This window comes from Paraburkholderia terricola (assembly GCF_900142195.1).
Taxonomy (GTDB): domain Bacteria; phylum Pseudomonadota; class Gammaproteobacteria; order Burkholderiales; family Burkholderiaceae; genus Paraburkholderia; species Paraburkholderia terricola.
The window spans coordinates 12779-32264 of the sequence record NZ_FRAB01000061.1; the positions used below are offsets into that span (position 1 = coordinate 12779).

General features: G+C 65.7%; 17 protein-coding genes. 8 read left to right on the forward strand and 9 right to left on the reverse strand.

Annotated features, from left to right (window positions below; translation table 11 throughout):
- Nucleotides 1-7: 7 nt before the first annotated feature.
- From BUE39_RS30905 to hutG, 4 genes are all read left to right on the forward strand, one after another.
- Complete coding sequence (locus BUE39_RS30905; protein ID WP_073432457.1) at nt 8-610, forward strand: HutD/Ves family protein; 603 nt, start codon at nt 8-10, stop codon at nt 608-610.
- Between the two features lie 101 nt (nt 611-711).
- Nucleotides 712-1935 carry an imidazolonepropionase gene (hutI, locus tag BUE39_RS30910; protein WP_073432458.1) on the forward strand — a complete coding sequence of 408 codons (1224 nt, stop codon included), beginning with the start codon at nt 712-714 and terminating at the stop codon, nt 1933-1935.
- 10 nt (nt 1936-1945) lie between these two features.
- Nucleotides 1946-3367, forward strand: a complete 1422-nt coding sequence (locus BUE39_RS30915; protein WP_073432459.1) for a formimidoylglutamate deiminase — start codon at nt 1946-1948, stop codon at nt 3365-3367.
- Nucleotides 3368-3445: 78 nt separating this feature from the next.
- Nucleotides 3446-4258, forward strand: a complete 813-nt coding sequence (gene hutG / locus BUE39_RS30920) for an N-formylglutamate deformylase (protein WP_073432460.1) — start codon at nt 3446-3448, stop codon at nt 4256-4258.
- A 283-nt stretch (nt 4259-4541) separates the two neighbouring features.
- Here hutG and BUE39_RS35275 read toward each other — a convergent pair whose 3' ends face one another.
- Nucleotides 4542-4679, reverse strand: a complete 138-nt coding sequence (locus BUE39_RS35275) for a hypothetical protein (protein WP_167363319.1) — start codon at nt 4677-4679, stop codon at nt 4542-4544.
- A gap of 199 nt (nt 4680-4878) precedes the next feature.
- Here BUE39_RS35275 and BUE39_RS30925 point away from each other — a divergent pair, with 199 nt between their 5' ends.
- Nucleotides 4879-5544 (forward strand): hypothetical protein, encoded by a 666-nt coding sequence (locus BUE39_RS30925; protein ID WP_073432461.1) that lies wholly within the window; start codon nt 4879-4881, stop codon nt 5542-5544.
- 44 nt (nt 5545-5588) lie between these two features.
- Here the strand turns inward: BUE39_RS30925 and BUE39_RS30930 are convergent, their stop codons facing one another.
- Nucleotides 5589-6161 (reverse strand): hypothetical protein, encoded by a 573-nt coding sequence (locus BUE39_RS30930; protein WP_073432462.1) that lies wholly within the window; start codon nt 6159-6161, stop codon nt 5589-5591.
- 118 nt (nt 6162-6279) lie between these two features.
- On the opposite strand from BUE39_RS30930, the gene BUE39_RS30935 reads away from it, so the two are divergent.
- Together BUE39_RS30935 and BUE39_RS30940 are read left to right on the forward strand one after the other, a co-directional pair.
- Entirely contained in the window at nt 6280-7203 is a 924-nt protein-coding gene (locus BUE39_RS30935) for a helix-turn-helix domain-containing protein (protein WP_073432463.1), read from the forward strand.
- Nucleotides 7200-9188 (forward strand): DUF3857 domain-containing transglutaminase family protein, encoded by a 1989-nt coding sequence (locus BUE39_RS30940; protein ID WP_235005002.1) that lies wholly within the window; start codon nt 7200-7202, stop codon nt 9186-9188. The genes BUE39_RS30935 and BUE39_RS30940 overlap by 4 nt, the downstream gene beginning before the upstream one ends.
- Nucleotides 9189-9216: 28 nt before the next feature.
- Here BUE39_RS30940 and BUE39_RS30945 read toward each other — a convergent pair whose 3' ends face one another.
- The 5 genes from BUE39_RS30945 to glgC form a co-directional block, all read right to left on the reverse strand.
- Nucleotides 9217-10368 (reverse strand): branched-chain amino acid ABC transporter substrate-binding protein, encoded by a 1152-nt coding sequence (locus tag BUE39_RS30945; RefSeq protein ID WP_073432472.1) that lies wholly within the window; start codon nt 10366-10368, stop codon nt 9217-9219.
- Between the two features lie 535 nt (nt 10369-10903).
- Entirely contained in the window at nt 10904-11365 is a 462-nt protein-coding gene (locus BUE39_RS30950; RefSeq protein WP_073432464.1) for a hypothetical protein, read from the reverse strand.
- A gap of 108 nt (nt 11366-11473) precedes the next feature.
- Entirely contained in the window at nt 11474-12340 is an 867-nt protein-coding gene (pdxY, locus tag BUE39_RS30955; RefSeq protein WP_073432465.1) for a pyridoxal kinase PdxY, read from the reverse strand.
- 413 nt (nt 12341-12753) lie between these two features.
- Entirely contained in the window at nt 12754-14214 is a 1461-nt protein-coding gene (gene glgA / locus BUE39_RS30960; protein WP_073432466.1) for a glycogen synthase GlgA, read from the reverse strand.
- Nucleotides 14215-14280: 66 nt separating this feature from the next.
- Complete coding sequence (gene glgC / locus BUE39_RS30965; protein WP_073432467.1) at nt 14281-15546, reverse strand: glucose-1-phosphate adenylyltransferase; 1266 nt, start codon at nt 15544-15546, stop codon at nt 14281-14283.
- Between the two features lie 730 nt (nt 15547-16276).
- Here glgC and BUE39_RS30970 point away from each other — a divergent pair.
- Nucleotides 16277-17386 carry an alpha/beta fold hydrolase gene (locus tag BUE39_RS30970; protein WP_073432468.1) on the forward strand — a complete coding sequence of 370 codons (1110 nt, stop codon included), beginning with the start codon at nt 16277-16279 and terminating at the stop codon, nt 17384-17386.
- A 173-nt stretch (nt 17387-17559) separates the two neighbouring features.
- Here the strand turns inward: BUE39_RS30970 and BUE39_RS30975 are convergent, their stop codons facing one another.
- Complete coding sequence (locus BUE39_RS30975; protein ID WP_073432469.1) at nt 17560-18555, reverse strand: LLM class flavin-dependent oxidoreductase; 996 nt, start codon at nt 18553-18555, stop codon at nt 17560-17562.
- A gap of 164 nt (nt 18556-18719) precedes the next feature.
- Nucleotides 18720-19486: electron transfer flavoprotein-ubiquinone oxidoreductase (locus tag BUE39_RS30980; protein ID WP_143032028.1), on the reverse strand; the 767-nt coding region annotated here is incomplete at its 5' end.

The following is a 19486-nucleotide window of genomic DNA, read 5'->3' on the forward strand; positions in this document are numbered from 1 at the left end:
CGGCAGCATGGCAAGCATCGCACTGATTCGCGGCGCCGATCTCGTGGCGGCGCCGTGGAAGAACGGCGGCGGCGTCACACGTGAAGTGGCGGTCTTTCCCGAAGGCGCCGCGCACGATGATTTCGTGTGGCGGGTCAGCGTCGCCGATGTCGCGCAGGCCGGGCCGTTCTCGCGCTTTGTGGGCATCGATCGCACGCTCGTGCTGTTGTCCGGCGCGGGCATGTTGCTCGACGAAACGGACGGCGCAAACGCGCATGCCGCGAAGACGCATGCGTTGGCGCAGCCGCTCGATGTCGCGCGTTTCGCCGGTGAAGCACGAATCGACGCGCGCCTTGTTAACGGCGCGACGCGCGACTTCAACCTGATGGTGCGGCGTGGCGCGGCGGTGGGCGAGCTTGAAGTGTGGCGCGGCCAGATGCAGCCACGCACCGTATCTGCGGACGTCGCGTTGCTGTTTTGCGCCAGCGGTTCGGTCGAAATCACGCTGGCCGACCGGCAAGCGCTGACGCTCGAACAGGACGACACGCTGCGTATCGATACGCCCAACGCGCTGCCTTGCACGATCAAAGGCGCGGGCGCGGTGCTCGCGATCAGCATCCGCTACATGTAACGACGCGCGACGATGACGACGATTCGCGAGTACGTCCCGGCACTCCGCCACGCGCACACGCGAATCACCACGGAAACGCAACAAGCTGCAAAGAGCACGCGATGAAGCAAACCGTCTGGCATCACCTGAAACTTTGCCCGCAGGGCGATCCGCAGCATACGCTGCCGGATGCCGCGATAGCCGTTGAAAACGGCAAGATCGCCTGGCTCGGCGCGACCGCCGACCTGCCCGCCGACTACGCCGCCTGGCCACGCGAGGATCTGCACGGCGCGTGGGTGACGCCGGGCCTCGTCGATTGCCACACGCATCTGGTGTACGGCGGGCAGCGCGCGGACGAATTCGCGCAACGCCTCGCGGGCGTCAGCTACGAGGAAATCGCGCGGCAGGGCGGCGGCATCGTCTCCACGGTGCGCGCCACGCGTGCCGCCGATGAAGACTCGCTATTCCGCCAATCGGCCGCACGTCTTGCGCCCTTGCTGGCCGAAGGCGTGACCGCCGTCGAAATCAAGTCGGGCTACGGCCTCGATCTCGCCAGCGAGCGCAAGATGCTGCGCGTCGCGCGCCGGTTGGGCGAGCGCTATCCGGTCACGGTCTACACGACGTTTCTCGGTGCGCATGCGTTGCCGCCCGAATTCGCCGGCCGCGCCGATGCGTATATCGACGAGGTGTGCAACGTCATGCTGCCCGCGCTTGCCGACGAAGGTCTCGTCGACGCGGTCGATGTGTTCTGCGAGCGCATCGGTTTTTCGCTGGCGCAAAGCGAGCGCGTGTTCAACGCCGCCGAGCGCTACAAGCTGCCGGTGAAGATGCATGCCGAGCAGTTGTCGAACGGCGGCGGCGCCGGCTTGGCGGCGCGTCATCGTGCGCTGTCCGCCGATCACCTGGAATTCCTCGACGAAGCCGGCGTCGTCGCGATGAAAGAAGCGGGCACCGTCGCGGTGTTGCTGCCGGGCGCGTACTACTTCATTCGCGAAACGCAATTGCCGCCGCTGGACTTGCTGCGGCGCCACGAGGTGCCGATCGCGATTTCCACCGACAGCAACCCCGGCACCTCGCCCGCCACCTCGCTGCTGCTGATGATGAACATGGCGACCACGCTGTTTCGCATGACCGTGCCCGAAGTGCTGCAAGGCGTGACATCGCATGCGGCGCGCGCGCTCGGCAAGGCCGATATCCACGGCGCGCTGGAAGCAGGGCGCGCGGCGGATTTCGCGGTGTGGCCGGTCGACTCGCTGGCCGAGCTGGCTTACTGGATGGGACGTCCGTTGTGCGCGCGAGTCGTGCGCGCGGGCGAGACCGTTTATACGCGGCGTGAATTGAGCTAAGGCCCGAGCAATGACGCAACCGAAGCAATCTGAGCAACCCAAGCAACCGGCACAGTCCCTATTCGCGGACCACGCGTACTTGCCGGACGGCTGGCGCCGCAACGTGCTGTTGGAGTGGGACGCGAACGGCACTCTGCTATCCGTGACGCCCGACACGGCGGTTCCCGAGGGCGTGCCCCAAGCCGCGGGCCCCGTGCTGCCCGGCATGCCGAATCTGCATTCGCATGCGTTCCAGCGCGCGATGGCGGGTCTCACCGAATACCGCGCCGCATCGGGCACGGGCGCCACTGACAACTTCTGGAGCTGGCGCGACCTGATGTATCGCTTCGCCGCGCGCATCACGCCCGAAGGGCTCGCAAGCGTCGCGCAGTGGTTGTACATCGAGATGTTGAAGGCGGGTTATACGTCGGTGTGCGAGTTCCACTACGTGCATCACACGCCCGAAGGCGGCCGCTATGCGAATCAGGCGGAACTGGCGCAGCGCGTGGTGGATGCGGCATCGGCGAGCGGCATCGGCATGACGATGCTGCCGGTGCTGTATCAGTACAGCGGCTTCGGCTCGCGCGCGCCGCGCGACGATCAGCGGCGCTTCATCAACACGCCGGAGAGTCTGCTCGACTTGCTCGGCACGCTGCGCGCGGCGCGTCCGGAAAGCGCGGCCTTGCGCTATGGCGTGGCGCCGCATTCGCTGCGCGCGGTGTCGGCGGATTCGTTGCGTGCGTTGCTCGATGGTATCGAACGGAGCGCGCCGGTTCACATCCATATTGCTGAGCAAACCGCCGAAGTCGACGCGTGCCTCGACACCGAAGGCGCGCGTCCGGTGCAATGGCTGCTCGATCGTTTCGACGTCGACAGCCGCTGGTGCCTCGTGCATGCCACGCATGTCGACGCGAACGAAACGCTGGCGCTCGCGAAGAGCGGTGCGGTCGCCGGTTTGTGCCTGACCACCGAAGCCAATCTCGGCGACGGCATTTTTCCGGCGCAGGAATATCTCGACGCGCGAGGGCGCATCGGTGTCGGTTCGGATAGCCATATCGGCGTCGACTGGCGCTCGGAGTTGCGCTTGCTCGAATACGGCCAGCGTTTGACGCGCCGTCAACGCAACGTGCTGGCGTCGGCGCAGGCCACGCATGTCGCCGACCGTTTGTTCGACGCCGCGCTCGAAGGCGGCGCGCAGGCAACCGGCCGCGCGGTCGGTGCGTTGCAAGCCGGCCGGCGCGCGGACTGGCTCGTGCTCGACCCGAATCATTCGAGCATCGCCGAGCATGCGCCGAGCGCCTGGCTTTCGGGCGTCGTATTCTGCGAGCATGGCGAGACGCCGATTCGCGACGTGTACGCCGGTGGCGACAAGGTCGTCGAAAGCCGCCGGCATCGCGATGAGGAGGGCGCTTATGCGCGCTATCGCGTGGCGCTCGCCGAGTTGCTCAAGTGAGTTGCTCAAGTGAGTTGCTCAAGTGAGTTGCTCAAGTGAATAACCGACTCTTTTCGATCCCATCGATTCGGGACTGACATGACTGCTTCGAACATTCCGCCGGTTTTCTCGCTGCATCAGGGAAGCCTGCCGCTGCTGATCTCGATCCCGCATCTGGGCACGCAGATTCCCGCCGACATCGCCGCGACGATGACACCCGTCGCGCAACGCACCGACGATTGCGACTGGCACCTCGACCGTCTTTACGCATTCGCGAAACGCATGGGCGCGTCGATTCTTGCGCCGACATACGCGCGCTATGTGATCGACCTGAACCGTCCGCCCGACGGCGCGAATCTCTACCCCGGCCAGGACACGACCGGCCTGTTGCCGGTCGACACCTTCGACAAGGCGCCTTTGTACCTCGAAGGCCATCTGCCCAGCGAGGCCGAAGTCGCGCGCCGTCGCGATGCTTACTGGAAGCCTTATCACGATGCGTTGAAAAACGAACTGGCCGCGTTGAAGGCGAGGCACGGCAAGGTGCTGTTATGGGAAGCTCACTCGATTCGCTCGCACGTGCCGCGTTTTTTCGAGGGACGTCTGCCGGATTTCAATTTCGGCACGTCGAACGGCGCAAGCGCGGTGGCGGGATTGGCCGAGGAATTGGCCGCCGTGGTCGAGCGGCATGGCGAATATTCGGCGGTCGCCAATGGGCGCTTCAAGGGCGGCTATATCACGCGGCAGTACGGTCAGCCGTCGCAAGACGTGCATGCGGTGCAGCTCGAACTGTCGCAGATCACGTATATGGAAGAGCGGTTTCCCTATGCCTATGACGAAACGCTTGCCGCCAGCGTCGAGCCCTTGCTCGAAGCACTCGTCACGACGGCATTGGAGCGGGTCAAGGCCGCGTGACGGTGCGCTCGCCGTCGCTACTCCTTCGCTACGCCTCCACCCGTTATCCCTCTTTCTCCACGCGGCTGATGCCGCTTGCGTCATTCCGCGAGCGGCAACTTCGCGTCGGCTCACACCGCCAAGGTGTAACAGCATGTGTCCGTGATTGCGCGCCGACGTTTTCGCGCCGAACGTAGAGAGCGTCGCGGCATGTCACGGCCCGCGTCCGCCTGGTCAACCTGAAAAAAAGCCCCGCGTCGAGCGGGGCTTTTCGATGCACACCGTCGCCGGCCGCGCATGACCCTCAATGGCAGCGCTTTTCCCAATGATGGTGAACGTGCACCTTGTGGCATACGCGGTGATGATGCTCATAGGCTTGAGCGGGAGCGATCGCGCTCAGGGACGCCACCGCTGCGGCGAGGGCGAGAATGACTTGCTTCATTACGAAATCCTTGAATCGGTGATGGCGGTCTTGTTACGGCAATGCGGTTGCGGCGCGGTGTGTGCCGCAACCGCCGCGACGAGTGCGCGCGGGGATTGCATGCGCTGCGTTCAAGCGGCTACGCTTTCAAAACGATGACGCGTGCAAGCGTGACGCACGCGCTATCCTACATCGGGCGAAAAAGATGGAAGACCCAGCGATGGAAGATTCCGACGAATTGCTGCTCCCGGTCTGGCGGGCGAACCTGGTGCTGCTGACTCGCGAGGTCGGCGCGGCGACTCGCCTCGCGCGCATGATGACCTTCTCCGCGAGCTATCTGAAGTTGATGCTGTCCGGCCAGCGCGAATTCAGCGAGGAGTTCGTGCGCGGCATCGAGGCGGTCACGGGGCTACCCCACGGCTGGATGAACGCGCCGCACGGCGAAGCGGACATCCCCGCCGAGGCGCGCGAGGCGATCGACAACGAGCGGCCGCTCGCGCGGTTTCGCGGCACGGCGCATCCGGTGCGCAAGAAAACGGTGCTGCGGCCGCCCGAGCCGATATTCGGCCAGTCGGGTTCCGCCAAACGCGCCGAGGAGGAGAGCGTCGACGCGGAAGCGCATCGGCGTCAGGCGTATTTCCGCAAGGTCCGCGACCTGGCGATACAGGACGTGCGGCGCTTCGAGCGGCATCTGAGTCACGCGCCGGTGGAACTGGCGTCGATGCGCTCGAAGGTGGAGGACGTGATCGCCGCCGCCGATCTCGACGATCCGATTCATGCCGACCTCGCGGGCCGGCTGGAACAGATCGAGAAGCATCGGCATTTGCTGCTCAGGCATGTGGAGAGGTTGCAGGCCTTGCTGAGCCAGTTAGGGGAAAGCGAATGATGCCGGCGACGCGGGCCTGTCGATCCGCGTTTGCAAAGCGGTGCTCACTTCGCCATCGACGCACCCTTGCGCCGTGCATGAAACTCGGCTTCTAGCGTCCACGTCACGCCGTCGTTTGCCAGCGCGACGCCGGTCCAGCGGAACGAATCGCGCGTGATGTCGGTGAAATTCCATCGAATCGGCGTGCCGTCGGCGTGCGTGCCGATCTGCACCAACTCGCCGCCGATGCGCCGGCCCGTTAGCTCGTCCCGCTGGCCGGTGCGCGGATTGAGGTAAGTCACGCGCCACGCACGCAGTGTGGGGTCCCAGACGCGCAGCGTGGTGCCGTACATCGTCTCGTTCACCGTGAGCCCGTCTTGGCGTTCGCCGCGTGGCGGCATGATCCATACGTCCTGCACGGCGCGGCCTTCCAGCACCCAGCCGAAATGAATCTCGCCGCGACGGCGCGCGTTGCCGAGATCGACGCGGTAGTGCACGACGTCCATGTCCCAACTGCCGATCAGCCAGCCGTAGACGTCGTCGGCGGCGTCGATGTCGGCGGCTCGCGCGGGGGCGCTCAACGCGGCGTGAAAGCCATCTTGCAGGGCGTTTTCCGGGTGTTGTTCCAGTGTGTTCATCCAGGGTGCTCCTTCGGTTTCTGATCGGATCGGCATCGGCGAAATGGGCGAAAACCGGCAAAACCGCGCCGGCCGCCGATGTGCTAAAACCACGATACGGACTCAGCCGAGGTGCATCTTGGGGAAAATTGCCGTCACCTTGCAGCAGGCGCTCGCGCGGCGCGAACAGGAAGGCGCGCGCGGCGGCACGAACGCGCGCGGGTTGGCCCAAGGCGCGGGCTGGGACGTCGCGGATGTCCTCTGCACGCTGGGTCCGCGTGACCAGCCGTTCGAGGAGCGGCACGGCGGCGTGTGCATCGCGATGGTGGTGGCCGGCTCGTTCGGCTATCGGGCCGCGCCGGGCCGCGAACTGCTCACGCCCGGCGCGCTGCTGCTCGGCAACGCCGGCGACTGCTTCGAATGCGGCCACCGGCATGGGGCGGGCGACCGCTGCATCGCGTTTCGCTATGCGCCGGCGTACTTCGAGCGGCTGGCCGCCGATGCGGGTGTGGCGAGCGGCAAGCTGAACTTCAAACGCGCGCGCCTACCGTCGTTGCGCGCGTTTTCACCGCTGATCGCGCGGGCTTGCGCGGGCGCTTGCGGTGACGGCAGCGGCGCAGCGGCGTGGGACGAACTCGCCGTTGAACTGGCCGCCGCGGCGCTCAACGCGTCCGGTGCGCTGACGCGGCCGGAACCGTCCGCGAGCGCCACGGCCTGGTCGCGCGTCGCGCAGATCGCGCGCGTGATCGACGAAACGCCCGGCGCGCCGCATACGCTCGCGAGCCTGGCCGCCGCGGCGGGGCTGAGCGAATTCCACTTCCTGCGCACGTTCCAGCGCGTGGTCGGCGTGACGCCGCATCAATACCTGTTGCGGGCGCGTTTGCGTGCGGCTGCGCTGCGTCTGCGCGAGGTCGGGGACGAGCGCGCCGGCGGCGCGAAGGTCGTCGATATCGCGCTCGATTGCGGCTTCAATGATCTGTCGAATTTCAATCACGCGTTTCGCGCGGAGTTTGCTTCGAGCCCGCGCGCATGGCGCGCGCGGGGCGGGGCGCGCCGCCCATGATGCGGGGCGGCGCGTTCGTCTCTCTCGTCGGGCGGGCCGCGAGGTCGACGCCCGGCGCGCTGTTCGGCCAGCTATTCGGCCCGCTGTTCGGCGCACTGTTCGGCGCACTGTCCGAGGCGCTGTTCATCGCATCACTCTGCCTATGCGCAGCCACCGCGTTCGCCGAGGACAGCCCCGCCGCGCTATCCGCCAACGATCTCGCGCCCGCCACAATCGAGCGCGACGTGCATCTCTTCACGATCCAGAAAGACGGCTCCATCGAGGAGCACGACGACACGGTATTGCGCGCAAATACCACGAGCGGCGTCGACGATATCGCGCAACGCTATATCTGGTTCAACAAGGACATCGAGCAGGTGCAATTGCTCGGCGCCGAAACGATCGACCCGAACGGCGTCGCGCATCCGGTCGGTCCCGAGGCGATCCGCGACGTGCAGGAGCCGCGCTCGGCGGGCGCGCCGAGCTTCCAGAACGGCGTGTTGCGCACGGTGATCTTTCCCGGCGTCGAATCCGGCTCGCGCGTGCATCTCGCGTTTCGCAAGACGCGCACGCGGCCCTTGCAGGCCGGCACGTTCGCGTACCTGGTGGAACCGACGCGCGAACCGGTCGAGATGCAGCGCCTGATCTTCGATCTTCCGTCGGATATTCCGCTGTACGCCGACGCGCGCGGCTACGTCGCGCTGCCGCCGGTCACGGCGAACGGCCGCACCCGCTACGAGTTCGACTACCGGCACGGTTCGTATGCGCGCATCGAGGCGGGCGCGGTCGGCTACGCGAACTGGGGAGATCGCCTGATGATATCGACGGTGCCCGACTTCGCGAGCTTCGCCGCGCGCTATCGCGGCCCCGCGCTCGACGCGACGATGAGCGACCCCGCGATCGTCCGCCTCGCGCAGGGTCTCACGGCGCAAGCCGCCGATCCGCGCGCGAAGGCGCAGGTGCTGTACGACTGGATGCGTTTGAACATTCGCTACGTGGCGCTTTTTCTCGGCGAGACGGCGGCGATCCCGCACAAGGCGATCGACATCCTGCGCAACCGCTATGGCGACTGCAAGGACCACGTCGCGCTCTATAGCGCGCTGCTGGCCGCGGTCGGCATCCGCAGCGAGGCGGTGCTGCTCAATCTCGGGCCGTACTACGGTTTGCCCGACGTGCCCGGCTACGGAGCGAGCGCGATCAATCACGCGATCGTCTGGATGCCCGAGCTCTCATTGTTCGCGGATACGACCGCGGGCGGCGTGGGTTTCGGTTATCTGCCGCCGGGCGCGATGGACCGGCCGGTCTTGCTGGTGAACCAGGGCGTGGTGTCGCGCACGCCGGCCGCGCAGTCGCGCGAGCGTACGGCGCGGTTGCAGATCGACATCGACGAGCGCGGCGCAGCCAACTACGCGTACCGCGTGGAGGATGCGGGCTTCACCGCCGAACTCGAACGCAATACGCTGCGGCGCGCGACGCGGCAGCGCACCCAGCAGATTGCCGCGAGCCGTCTATTGCAGACGGGTCTGCATGGCACGGCGCAATTGCGCGCCGGCGACGTGGCGGCCACGGACGGACCCTTCGCCACCTCGATGCAGGGCAAGGTGGAACATTTCGTGTGGACGGATGGAACCACGGCGGTGCCGGCGCTGACCAGTTTGGCGGGCGGCATGGGCACCCAGGTCGAGGCGTGGCTTGCCGAGCCTGCCCGGACGCAGCCCTGGACGTGCATCGGCGGCGAGTTCGACGAGACGCTGGAAATGACGTTGCCGCGCTTTGTCCGCGTGACGGATTTGCCGGCCGATACGGCGGTGAAGAACCGCTTCATCGAGTTCTCTTCCCGTTACGTCTTCGATCCGGCGGCGCGGGTGTTGCAGGTGAGGCGGCACCTTCGTGCCGCCTTCGGCCATCAGATGTGTTCCGCCAACGAATTCGCCGAGATGAAGGACGACCTCGTGCGAATCGAACGCGACCTCGATACGGCGCTGGTGCTCAAGGTCGCCGGATAGCGCGCGCTGGCGTTGCGTGAGCTGTGGCTCAAGTGCCGCTCTTGGTCACGATCGGCACCCACGTTCCGTTCTTTACCTGATAGAGCGTGGACGCACCGCTCTTCAGCGCGCCGGTGTTGTCGAAGGAAATCTTGCCGGTAATGCCTTCGAACTCGCTCGCCTTCAGCACCGGGCGATACACCGCCGGCGAACTGGATTTGGCCTGCTGCATCGCCTTGATCGCGGCCCACGCGCCGTCGTAGCCGAACGGCGCGTAAGACAGGATGTCCGCCCCGAAGCGCTTCTTGAACTTCGCTGAGAAGTCCTTGCCGCCCGGCAATTCGGCCAACGGCCGGCCGTATTCCCAGGCCATCACGCCTTCCGCCGCGTCGCCGGCGAGCTTGATGAATTCCGGGTCCTCCACGCCGCCGCCGCCCACCAGTTGCGCGGTCATCCCCAGTTGCTTCATCCGCCGCGCGAAGCCCGCGGCCTGCGTATCCAGACCGCCGAAGAAAATCAGATCGGCGTTGGCCGCCTTGATCTTGGTGAGCTGTGTGCTGAAGTCCACCGCGTGGTTATCCGTGTATTCGCGCGCCACGATGTTGCCGCCGCGCGCCTTCACCGCCTTCTCGAACTCGTCGGCCTCGCCCTGGCCGAACGCGGTGCGGTCGTCGATAATCGCGATGCGCTTGGCCTTGGTCACTTCCACCGCATAGACGCCGGCGTTGCCGGCGTTTTGCGCATCGGTGGAAATCACCATGAAGGTGTTCGCGAAGCCGCGCCCCGTGATGGTCGGATTGGTGGCGGCCGGGTCGATCACCGGAATGCCGGCCTGCTCGTAGACCTGCGAGGCCGGAATCGTGGTGCCCGAGTTGAAGTGGCCGACGACCACGGACACGCCCGAGTCGACCAGCTTCTGCGCGACCTGCACGCCGATGCGCGGATCGGCCTGATCGTCCTGCGAGACGATCTGGAATTGCGCCACCTTGTCGCCGATCCTGATCTTCTGCGCATTGGCTTCCTCGATGGCAAGCCGGACGCCGTTCTCGAGGTCCTTGCCGTAGCCGGCGTTCGCGCCCGTGAGCGGCGCGGCAAAACCGATCTTCACCGGCAGGTCGTCGGCGAAACTGGCCGGCGGCGCGATCGCGAAGACGGCGCCGATCAACAAGGCAAGCGGTTTCAGCGTGTTGCGAAGACTCATGGTCTCTCCTTCCATCGACAGTTTCAGGGTGTGAAAACGGCAAGGCGGTAACGCGGGATCGACGTGCGGACGTGGTTCGCCCTGTCCGCGCATCGAAAGACTACGGATGACCGGCCGCTGTCGACAAGGCTCGATTGCATGTAATGCGTGCGTCAGCGTTTGAAAGCCGGTCAATCTGGCGCGAATATAGAAAGCCAATTTGCGGACGTCTTGGCAGTTCGCGGCGCTTTGAATGAGGATTTCGGCACAGACCGCGCGGCGCGGCTGCTGGCGGCGCATGGGCTGCGGTGCGGCGTGTCGATGGCGGGTGCCGATTGCGGCACATGCTTAAGAAGGGCGGGGGTCGCTGCGGGAGCGGGGGGAAGAACTTTTGCATGCGCCGTGGGGCGCGTGCCGGGCAAATATAACTACTGCGGCGCACTGTTGGGGAACCGCGCCGCGAAGGCGCGCGAAGCGGGATCAAGAAGCTGGACCAATAAGCGGGGACCAAAGCGCGGATCAACAAGGCGACCACTAGCCGCCCATAACAACGCCCTCAATGCTCGCCTTGCTGGCGCAGCAACTCCTCACGCAGACGCAGCAGCGGCGCCTTGGTTTCCTCGTCGGCCCATGTGTCGAGGTCGTCGATCGCGCGCTGGCAGCCGTCGAGCACCAGATCGAGGTCCACCGGCACGCCGTTGTTCAGCGCGAATTCGATGGTCTCGGCGAACTGCTGGCATTCGTCCTCGCCGTAGGAGATGTCGAGATTGTCGGCGATCACTTCGGCGATGTTGCTGCGCGCCTTGTCGTCGGGCGTCACCATCTCGACGATGCCGCGCGCCACCGCCGGCGAGTAGTAGAGCGCGATGTCGAGCCACTGTGCGGGATCGAAGTCGGCCTGGTCGAACTGGCTTTCGAAGTATTCGATCGCTTCCTGCTCGTGCGCTTCGTCGGCGTCGACGCTGATGCACAACTGCTCAAAAAATTCTTCCCGCTCGCTGCGGATATAACCGTCCATCGATGCCTCGTCTGCTGAATGCTGAACTGGATGCGCGAAAAAACACTGCATGCGCGAATAGGCGCCCCTTTCACGCGGCACGCATTATAGGACGGCGTGCGCCGCAGCCTATGCCGTATCCGCGACCCACGCGTCGAACCATTCGCGCGGCTGCGCGATTTCGTTCTGCGCGGCCACCAGTTCGAGCTCGTAACGACCGGCCTGCCAGGTGGTCTTGACCACCGCGTTGACGGCGGCGAGCGTATGCTCGAACGCCGCGCGGATCGAGTCGCCGAGCAGCGTGCGCGCGACGAACACCGCGCTCGTCAGATCGCCGACGCCCACCGGTTGCCGCGCGAACGGATAAAGCGGGCGCTGCCCCATCCACGCCTCGCGCTCGGTGACGACCAGCATGTTGAAGCGGTCGGCGGGACTGTTGCGGTCGAGCAGGTGCTTCACCAGCACCAGCTTCGGACCGCGCGCGAGCAGTTCGCGGCATGCCGCCACGGCTTCTTCCAGCGTCTCGATCTCGCGGCCGACCAGCCGCTGCAACTCGCTGTGATTCGGCGCCATCGCGTCGGCCATTTCGGGCATGGTGCGCACCAGAAACTCCTGGATGCCCGGCGCGGGTTTGCAACTGCTCGCCGCGCCCATCACCGGATCGCAGAAGTACCACGCGCGCGGATTGGCGGCCTTCACGGCCTTGACGACTTCCAGTACCGACTGCGCCTGTTCGGGCGTGCCCAGGTGGCCGGAGAGCACCGCGTCGCAGCGCGGCAGCATGCCGATCGCGCCGATGCCTTCGACCAGTTCTTCCACCTGCGAGCCCTCGATCGCACTGCCGGTCCAATGGCCGTATTGCGTGTGGTTCGAGAACTGCACGGTATTGAGCGGCCAGACGTTGACGCCGAGCCGGCGCATCGGGAACACCGCCGCGCTGTTGCCGGCGTGCCCGAAAACGACATGTGACTGGATGCTCAAAACATTTTTCGTCATGGTGTCGCCCGCGCCAACGGTCGTGCGCGATCAAGGAAACGGGAAGGATGGGCCGCGACGGCCAACCGGCTTCGGGCCGGGCGCCTCGTGCGGCGTGACTGCTTCAGATGATGCAAGAAAAGTGCACGGTCTGCGTAGTCAGGAAACAATACATGAGTTTGCCGCGCGCGAGTTGGCCCGGCCAACGGGTTGTTGCGCTGAACCATCAAACGCCGCGCAGTGATGGGGGACGACGGGAGGCCGGCAGTCGACCCGGCAGTCTGTCGGTGAGGCGTGCGTGAAAACCGGCGCCTCGCGAGCATGGCATGCGTTGCGCGAACCTGGTGCCGCGCGCATCAATGCGGTCGATCGTGCACGGAACGCGGTGCCGGCGCGTCGGCGCCTCGCTCAGCTTAACGTCGCGGCGCCGACGCTCACGCCAACTCGCGATACAACGCCAGGTAGCGCTCGGCCGACGCGCCCCAGCCGAAGTCCTGGCGCATCGCGCGCCGCTGCGCCGCTTTCCATTCGGTGCGCCGGCCATACAGCGCGAAGGCGCGGCGGATCGCGGCGGCAATGCCCTTCGGCTCGAAGCGCTCGAAGACAAAGCCGGTGGCAAGGTCGTCGGCGAGATTTTCGAGCGAGGCGTCCATCACCGTGTCGGCCAGCCCGCCGACGCCGTGCACGAGCGGCAGCGATCCATAAGCCAGCGCGTAAAGCTGCGTCAGCCCGCAGGGTTCGAAACGCGACGGCACGGCGATCACGTCGCTGCCCGCGACGATGGTATGAGCGAGCGTCTCGTCGAAGCCGAGTTCGACCGCCACCGATTCAGGATGCGTCTGCGCGACACGCTTCAAGCCGTTCTCCAGCGCCGGGTCGCCGGTGCCGAACACCACCAGTTGCCCGCCGCGTTTGACGATCTCGGGCACCGCCTCCAGCAGCAGGTCGAGACCTTTCTGTTCGGTAAGCCGGCTCACCACGCCGAACAGCAGCGCATCGCTTTTCTGCGCGAGGCCGAAGCGCTTTTGCAGCGCCTCCTTGCACGCCTCTTTGCCGGCGAGGCGCGTGGGGCTGTAGTGATTGTCGATGAGCGCATCGCCGGCGGGATTCCACACCGTATAGTCGACGCCGTTAAGAATCCCGCTCAGGTCGTGCGCGCGATGGCGCAGCAACGCGTCGAGTCCGCCGCCCTGGGCGAGCGTCTGGATTTCGCGCGCGTAGGTCGGACTGACGGTGGTGATGCGGTCGCTGTAGTAGAGGCCCGCCTTGAGGAACGACAACTGTCCGTAGAACTCGACGCCGTGCATGTTGAAAAAATCGTCCGGCAGCGCCAGTTGGCCAAACTGGTGCGCGGGAAATATGCCCTGATACGCGAGGTTATGCACCGTGAAGACGCTGCGCGCGAGCGGACGGCCATGCTGGCGCTCGGCGGCTTTCAGGTAGGCGGGCGCGAGCCCCGCATGCCAGTCGTGCGCGTGGACGATTTGCGGCGACCACGCCGGATCGAGCTGCTGCGCCAGTTGCGCGGCGACCCAGCCGAGCAGCGCGAAGCGCTGCGCGTTGTCGCCGTAGGGCACGTGCTCGTCGTTCAGATACGGATTGCCGGGGCGGTCGTACAGCGTGCCGGCGCGGATCACGTAGACGATCAGACCGTTCGACGCCAGCGTGCCCTGTTCGAGCGTGACTCCCGGCGCGTCAAAGCGCCGGCCCAGTTGCGCGATCTGACGCAAGTCGCCCAAACCGGCGAGCACCGCCGGAAAGCCGGGCAGCAGCACCCGCGCGTCGGCGCCGCGCTCGATCAGCGCGGGCGGCAGCGCGCCCGCGACGTCGGCGAGACCGCCCGTTTTGAGGAGGGGATACAGCTCGCTTGCGACGTGCAGGGCGCGAATCGTCATAGGCTCGATCTATTCCTGTCGGTTACTGTTCAAACGCGGCGGGGCCGCCGGCTGCCTTGACGCGCCTTAGCGCACGTCCTGCCGCAGCGCCTCGGGCGTGACCAGCACGACGCCGTCGTCGGTGCGGTAGAAGCGTTCGGCGTCGCGCGCCGGATCCTCGCCGATCACCGTGCCGTCCGGAATGGCGCAGCCGCGGTCTATCACCACTTTCTGCAGCCGGCAGCTCGCGCCGACGGTGACCTGCGGCAACAAGACTGCCTCATTGATGTTACAGAACGAACTCACCTTGACATTCGACGACAGCACCGAGCGCGAAATCTGCGAGCCCGAAATCACGCAGCCGCCGCACGCGATCAGATTGGTGGCCGATCCCTGCAAGCCTTTCATGTCGCGCACGAACTTGGCGGGCGGCAACTGCTCCTGATACGTCCAGATCGGCCAGCTGCGATCGTAGAGGTCGAGCGTGGGAATGGTGGACGCGAGATCGAGGTTGGCGGCCCAGTAGGCGTCGATCGTGCCGACGTCGCGCCAGTACGGCTCCACGTTCGGGTCCGACGACACGCACGACATGCTGAATGGATGCGCGATCGCCATGCCTCGGGTGACCACGCGCGGCAGGATGTCCTTGCCGAAGTCGTGATCCGTGTCGACGGTGGAGATGTTTTCCTCGAGCAGCGCGTACAGATAATCGGCGTTGAACACATAGATGCCCATGCTGGCGAGCGCCGTGTCCGGGCGGCCCGGTATCGCCGGCGGATCGGCGGGCTTTTCGACGAAGCCGGTCACGCGGCGGTTTTCATCCACCGCCATCACGCCGAAGGCCACTGCGTCCATGCGCGGCACCTCGATGCAACCCACCGTGCAATCCGCGCCGCTTTCCGCGTGGTCGGCGATCATGCGCGTGTAGTCCATCTTGTAGATATGGTCGCCCGCCAGCACCACCACGTATTTCGGCCGGATCGAACGGATGATGTCGAGATTCTGGAACACCGCGTCGGCGGTGCCGCGATACCAGTGGGCGCCTTCCACGCGCTGCTGCGCGGGCCACAGGTCGATGAATTCGCCGAATTCGCCGCGCAGGAAGCTCCAGCCGCGCTGCATGTGGCGCAACAGCGAGTGCGCCTTGTACTGCGTGACCACCGCGATGCGGCGGATGCCGGAATTCAGACAGTTGGAGAGTGCGAAGTCGATGATCCGGTATTTGCCGCCGAAGTGCACGGCCGGCTTGACGCGTTTGTTGGTGAGCGGCCCGAGCCGCGTGCCCCGTCCGCCTGCGAGGACGATGGCGAGGGTGGTGCGTTGCAGATCGTTTAGCCGTTCCGGGGTATTCATATCTGTCTCCTGTGTCGACCGGAGTTAGCGCTTTAGCGCTTACTCCGGTCCCATGCAACGCGGTCGATCAGAGTTAGCGCTTTAGCGCTTACTCTGATCCCATGCAACGCGGTCGATCAGAGTTAGCGCTTTAGCGCTTACTCCGGTCCCATGCAACGCGGTCGATCAGAGTTAGTGCTTCAGCACTTACTCCGGTCCCACGCAGCGCGCTCCGATCCCATGCAACGCGGTCGACCGGAGCTAGTGCTTTAGAGCTCACGTAGACCAGAGTTAATGCTTCAGCACTTACTCCGATCCCACGCAGCGCGCTCCGATCCCATGCAATCACTCGCCTGTTTCTCTACCCCGGATGGTCTGCTTGCTTGCCCTCCATTCATGATCCGCACTGTCAGGCGGCCCCGTCTTCGCGGAGCGTGCGCTACTTCTAACCCGATTTGCCGCGAGCGAATAGTGTGAATTGTGCGGATGCCGGGCGCTCGCTCGACTCGCGCACGATCGACCGTTGCACCGCGGCGATCCGTGCGCCACGCCACATAGCGCGCGAAGTGAGGCGGTCGCAATATGCGTGCCCAGCCGGGCAAGGCAGCGGCCTGCGCGCCGATGCGCCGCGCCCGCGCGGCTGCGCAGTCCGGCGGCGCGTCGTAGAATCGTCCGCACCCCCACGGTCCAGCGCCGGTTTGCCCGCGCGTCGGTGCCGCATGCTTCTTTCTTTTTGCAAGAAAACCTATCGATGAATTTCCGTCGTCATTCCCTGATCGCTTTCTTGAGCGCCTGCGTGCTGAGCGCGGCGCCGGCTGTTTTCGCCGCTTCGGCTGGCGCCTCCGCTGGCTCCGCTTCCGCGCCGGGTAGCGCCGCCAGCACCACCATCGCCACCATCGCCGCCGCCGACAACGCCGGTCCCGCTTACGGCCCCGAGTTGCAGGGCTTCGATTACCCGGCGCCGGTCGAGCAGTACGACTTCACCTCGCAAGGCGTGGCGCTGCACATGGCGTATATGGATGTAAAGCCGGCGCGCGCGAACGGCCGCACCGTCGTGCTATTGCACGGCAAGAACTTCTGCTCGGCGACGTGGGATGCGACCATCCATCGGCTGAGCGACGCCGGTTATCGCGTGATCGCGCCGGATCAGATCGGCTTTTGCAAGTCGAGCAAACCGGAACACTATCAGTACAGTTTCCAGCAACTCGCGCGCAACACGCATGCGCTGCTCGCATCGCTCGGCGTGAGCGACGCGACCGTGATCGGTCATTCGACCGGCGGCATGCTCGCGATCCGCTACGCGCTGATGTATCCGCGCGAGACGCGGCAACTGGTGCTGGTCAACCCGATCGGTCTCGAGGACTGGAAGGCGAAGGGCGTGCCGTCGCTTTCGGTGGACCAGTGGTACGAGCGCGAACTGAAGACCACCGCCGACGGCATTCGCCGCTACGAGCAGACGACGTATTACGCGGGCCAGTGGCGCGCCGACTATGAACCGTGGGTGCAGATGCTGGCGGGTTTGTATCGCGGTCCGGGCAAGCAGATCGTCGCGTGGAATTCGGCGCTGCTGTACGACATGATCTACACGCAGCCGGTGGTGTACGAACTCGGCCAACTGAGCACGCCGACGCTCTTGCTGATCGGCCAGAAGGATACGACCGCGATCGGCAAGGACGCCGCGCCGCCCGACGTGCGCGCGAAGCTCGGTCGCTACCCGGAACTGGGCAAGGCCACGGCGAAGGCGATTCCGCACGCCACGCTGGTCGAATTCGCCGACTTGGGGCACGCGCCGCAGATGCAGGATCCGCAGGCGTTTCATCAGGCGTTGCTGGATGGGTTGGCGGGGGTGGGGAGTCGTTGAACTCCGGCTGAGGCCGGGGTGGGGCGAGAACTTCGCTTTGGACGCTGACTATCCGAACATCGTGCGGGAGCCCTGGCGCGTGGTGTTCCGATGTTCGTGTCGCGGATAGCCGTCGAATCGGCAAAAGAGAAAACGGCCGTTGCCGATACGGCCGTCCTCTTTTGATAGCGCCGTTAGTCGCCGGCGCTCAGCTCATCGCGCACTTGCGCGCCGATTTCAAACGAGCGCAGCCGCGCCGCGTGATCGTAAATCTGCGCGGTGAGCATCAATTCGTCCGCGCCGGTTTGATCGATGATCGAGCGCAGTCCTGCGCGTACCGCATCGCGATCGCCGAGCACGGTGCAGGCGAGCGAATGCGCGACGCCGTTCAATTCCATCTCCGACGCCTCGAGCCGCTCGACCGGCGGATGCAATTGACCGGGTGTGCCGCGCCGCAAGTTGATGAACTGCTGCTGCAGCGACGTGAAGAGGCGCTGCGCTTCCTCGTTGCTATCGGCGGCGAACAGATTGACGCCGACCATCGCATACGGTTTGTCGAGCGCCGCCGAGGGCCGGAATTGCGAGCGATACACCCGCAGCGCCGTGAGCATATGGTCGGGTGCGAAATGCGACGCGAACGCGAACGGCAGACCGAGCGCCGCGGCGAGTTGCGCGCTGAAGAGCGACGAGCCGAGCAGCCACAGCGGCACGTTCAGCCCGGCGCCGGGCACCGCGCGAATGCGCTGGCCCGGCACCGGGTCGGCGAAATAACGTTGCAGCTCGACCACGTCGTCGGGGAAAGACTCGGCGCTGTTTTGCAGATCGCGGCGCAGCGCGCGCGCGGTGCTCTGGTCGGTGCCTGGCGCGCGGCCTAGGCCGAGATCGATCCGGCCGGGGTAGAGCGAGGCGAGGGTGCCGAACTGTTCGGCGATGACGAGCGGCGCGTGATTAGGCAACATGACGCCGCCCGAACCGACGCGAATCTTTTGGGTGCCTCCGGCCACGTAGCCGATCACCACCGAAGTGGCCGCGCTGGCGATGCCGGTCATGTTGTGATGTTCCGCCAGCCAGTAGCGGTGGTAGTGCCAGTTTTCCGCGTGCTGGGCGAGGTCCAGCGTGTTCCTGAATGCGTCGGCAGGTGTCGCGCCAGCGATGACCGGCGATAGGTCCAGGACCGAGAAGGGGATCATTGTCTGCTCACATGCCATTTCGGGCGCTTTCGCGCGATGGGGCATTGTGGCAAAGGTTCTGGTTTTCTGCTGACGACGCGGCGATGCCCACGTTCGTCGAAGGGGGTTCGCACGCGGTCAGCGAATCCGCACCGCGTGCTGCAAACAAAGCGCCGACTCGTCACTCACATGTTCGGATAGTTCGGCCCACCGCCGCCTTCCGGCGTGACCCACACGATGTTCTGCGTCGGGTCCTTGATGTCGCAGGTCTTGCAGTGCACGCAGTTCTGCGCGTTGATCACGAGGCGCTCGCCGCCGTCGTCGGTCTTCACGAATTCATAGACCGCGGCCGGACAGTAGCGCGCTTCGGGACCGGCATAGGTCTGCAGGTTCACGTTCACCGGCACGGTGGGATCTTTCAGCGTCAGATGCGCCGGCTGGTTCTCTTCGTGATTGGTGTTCGAGATGAACACGGACGAGAGCCGGTCGAACGTCAGCCTGCCGTCCGGTTTCGGATACGTGATCGGCGTGCATTGCGACGCGGGCTTGAGCATCTCGTGATCGGCGTGCTGGTGATGCAGCGTCCACGGCACGTTGCCGCCGAACAGCTTCTGCTCGATGCCGACCATCAGCGTGCCGAGGTACAGGCCCTTGCTCATCCACTGCTTGAAGTTGCGCGCGCGATGCAGTTCGGTGTGCAGCCACGATGTGCGGAACGACTCCGGGTAGGCCGTGAGTTCATCGTTCCGACGGCCGGCCTGCACCGCATCGAACGCCGCCTCGGCGGCCAGCATGCCGGTCTTGATCGCCGCGTGACTGCCCTTGATGCGCGAGGCGTTCAGGAAGCCCGCATCGTCACCGACGAGCGCGCCGCCGGGGAACACCAGCTTCGGCAGCGACATCAGCCCGCCCGCGGTGATCGCCCGCGCGCCATACGAGACGCGCTTGCCGC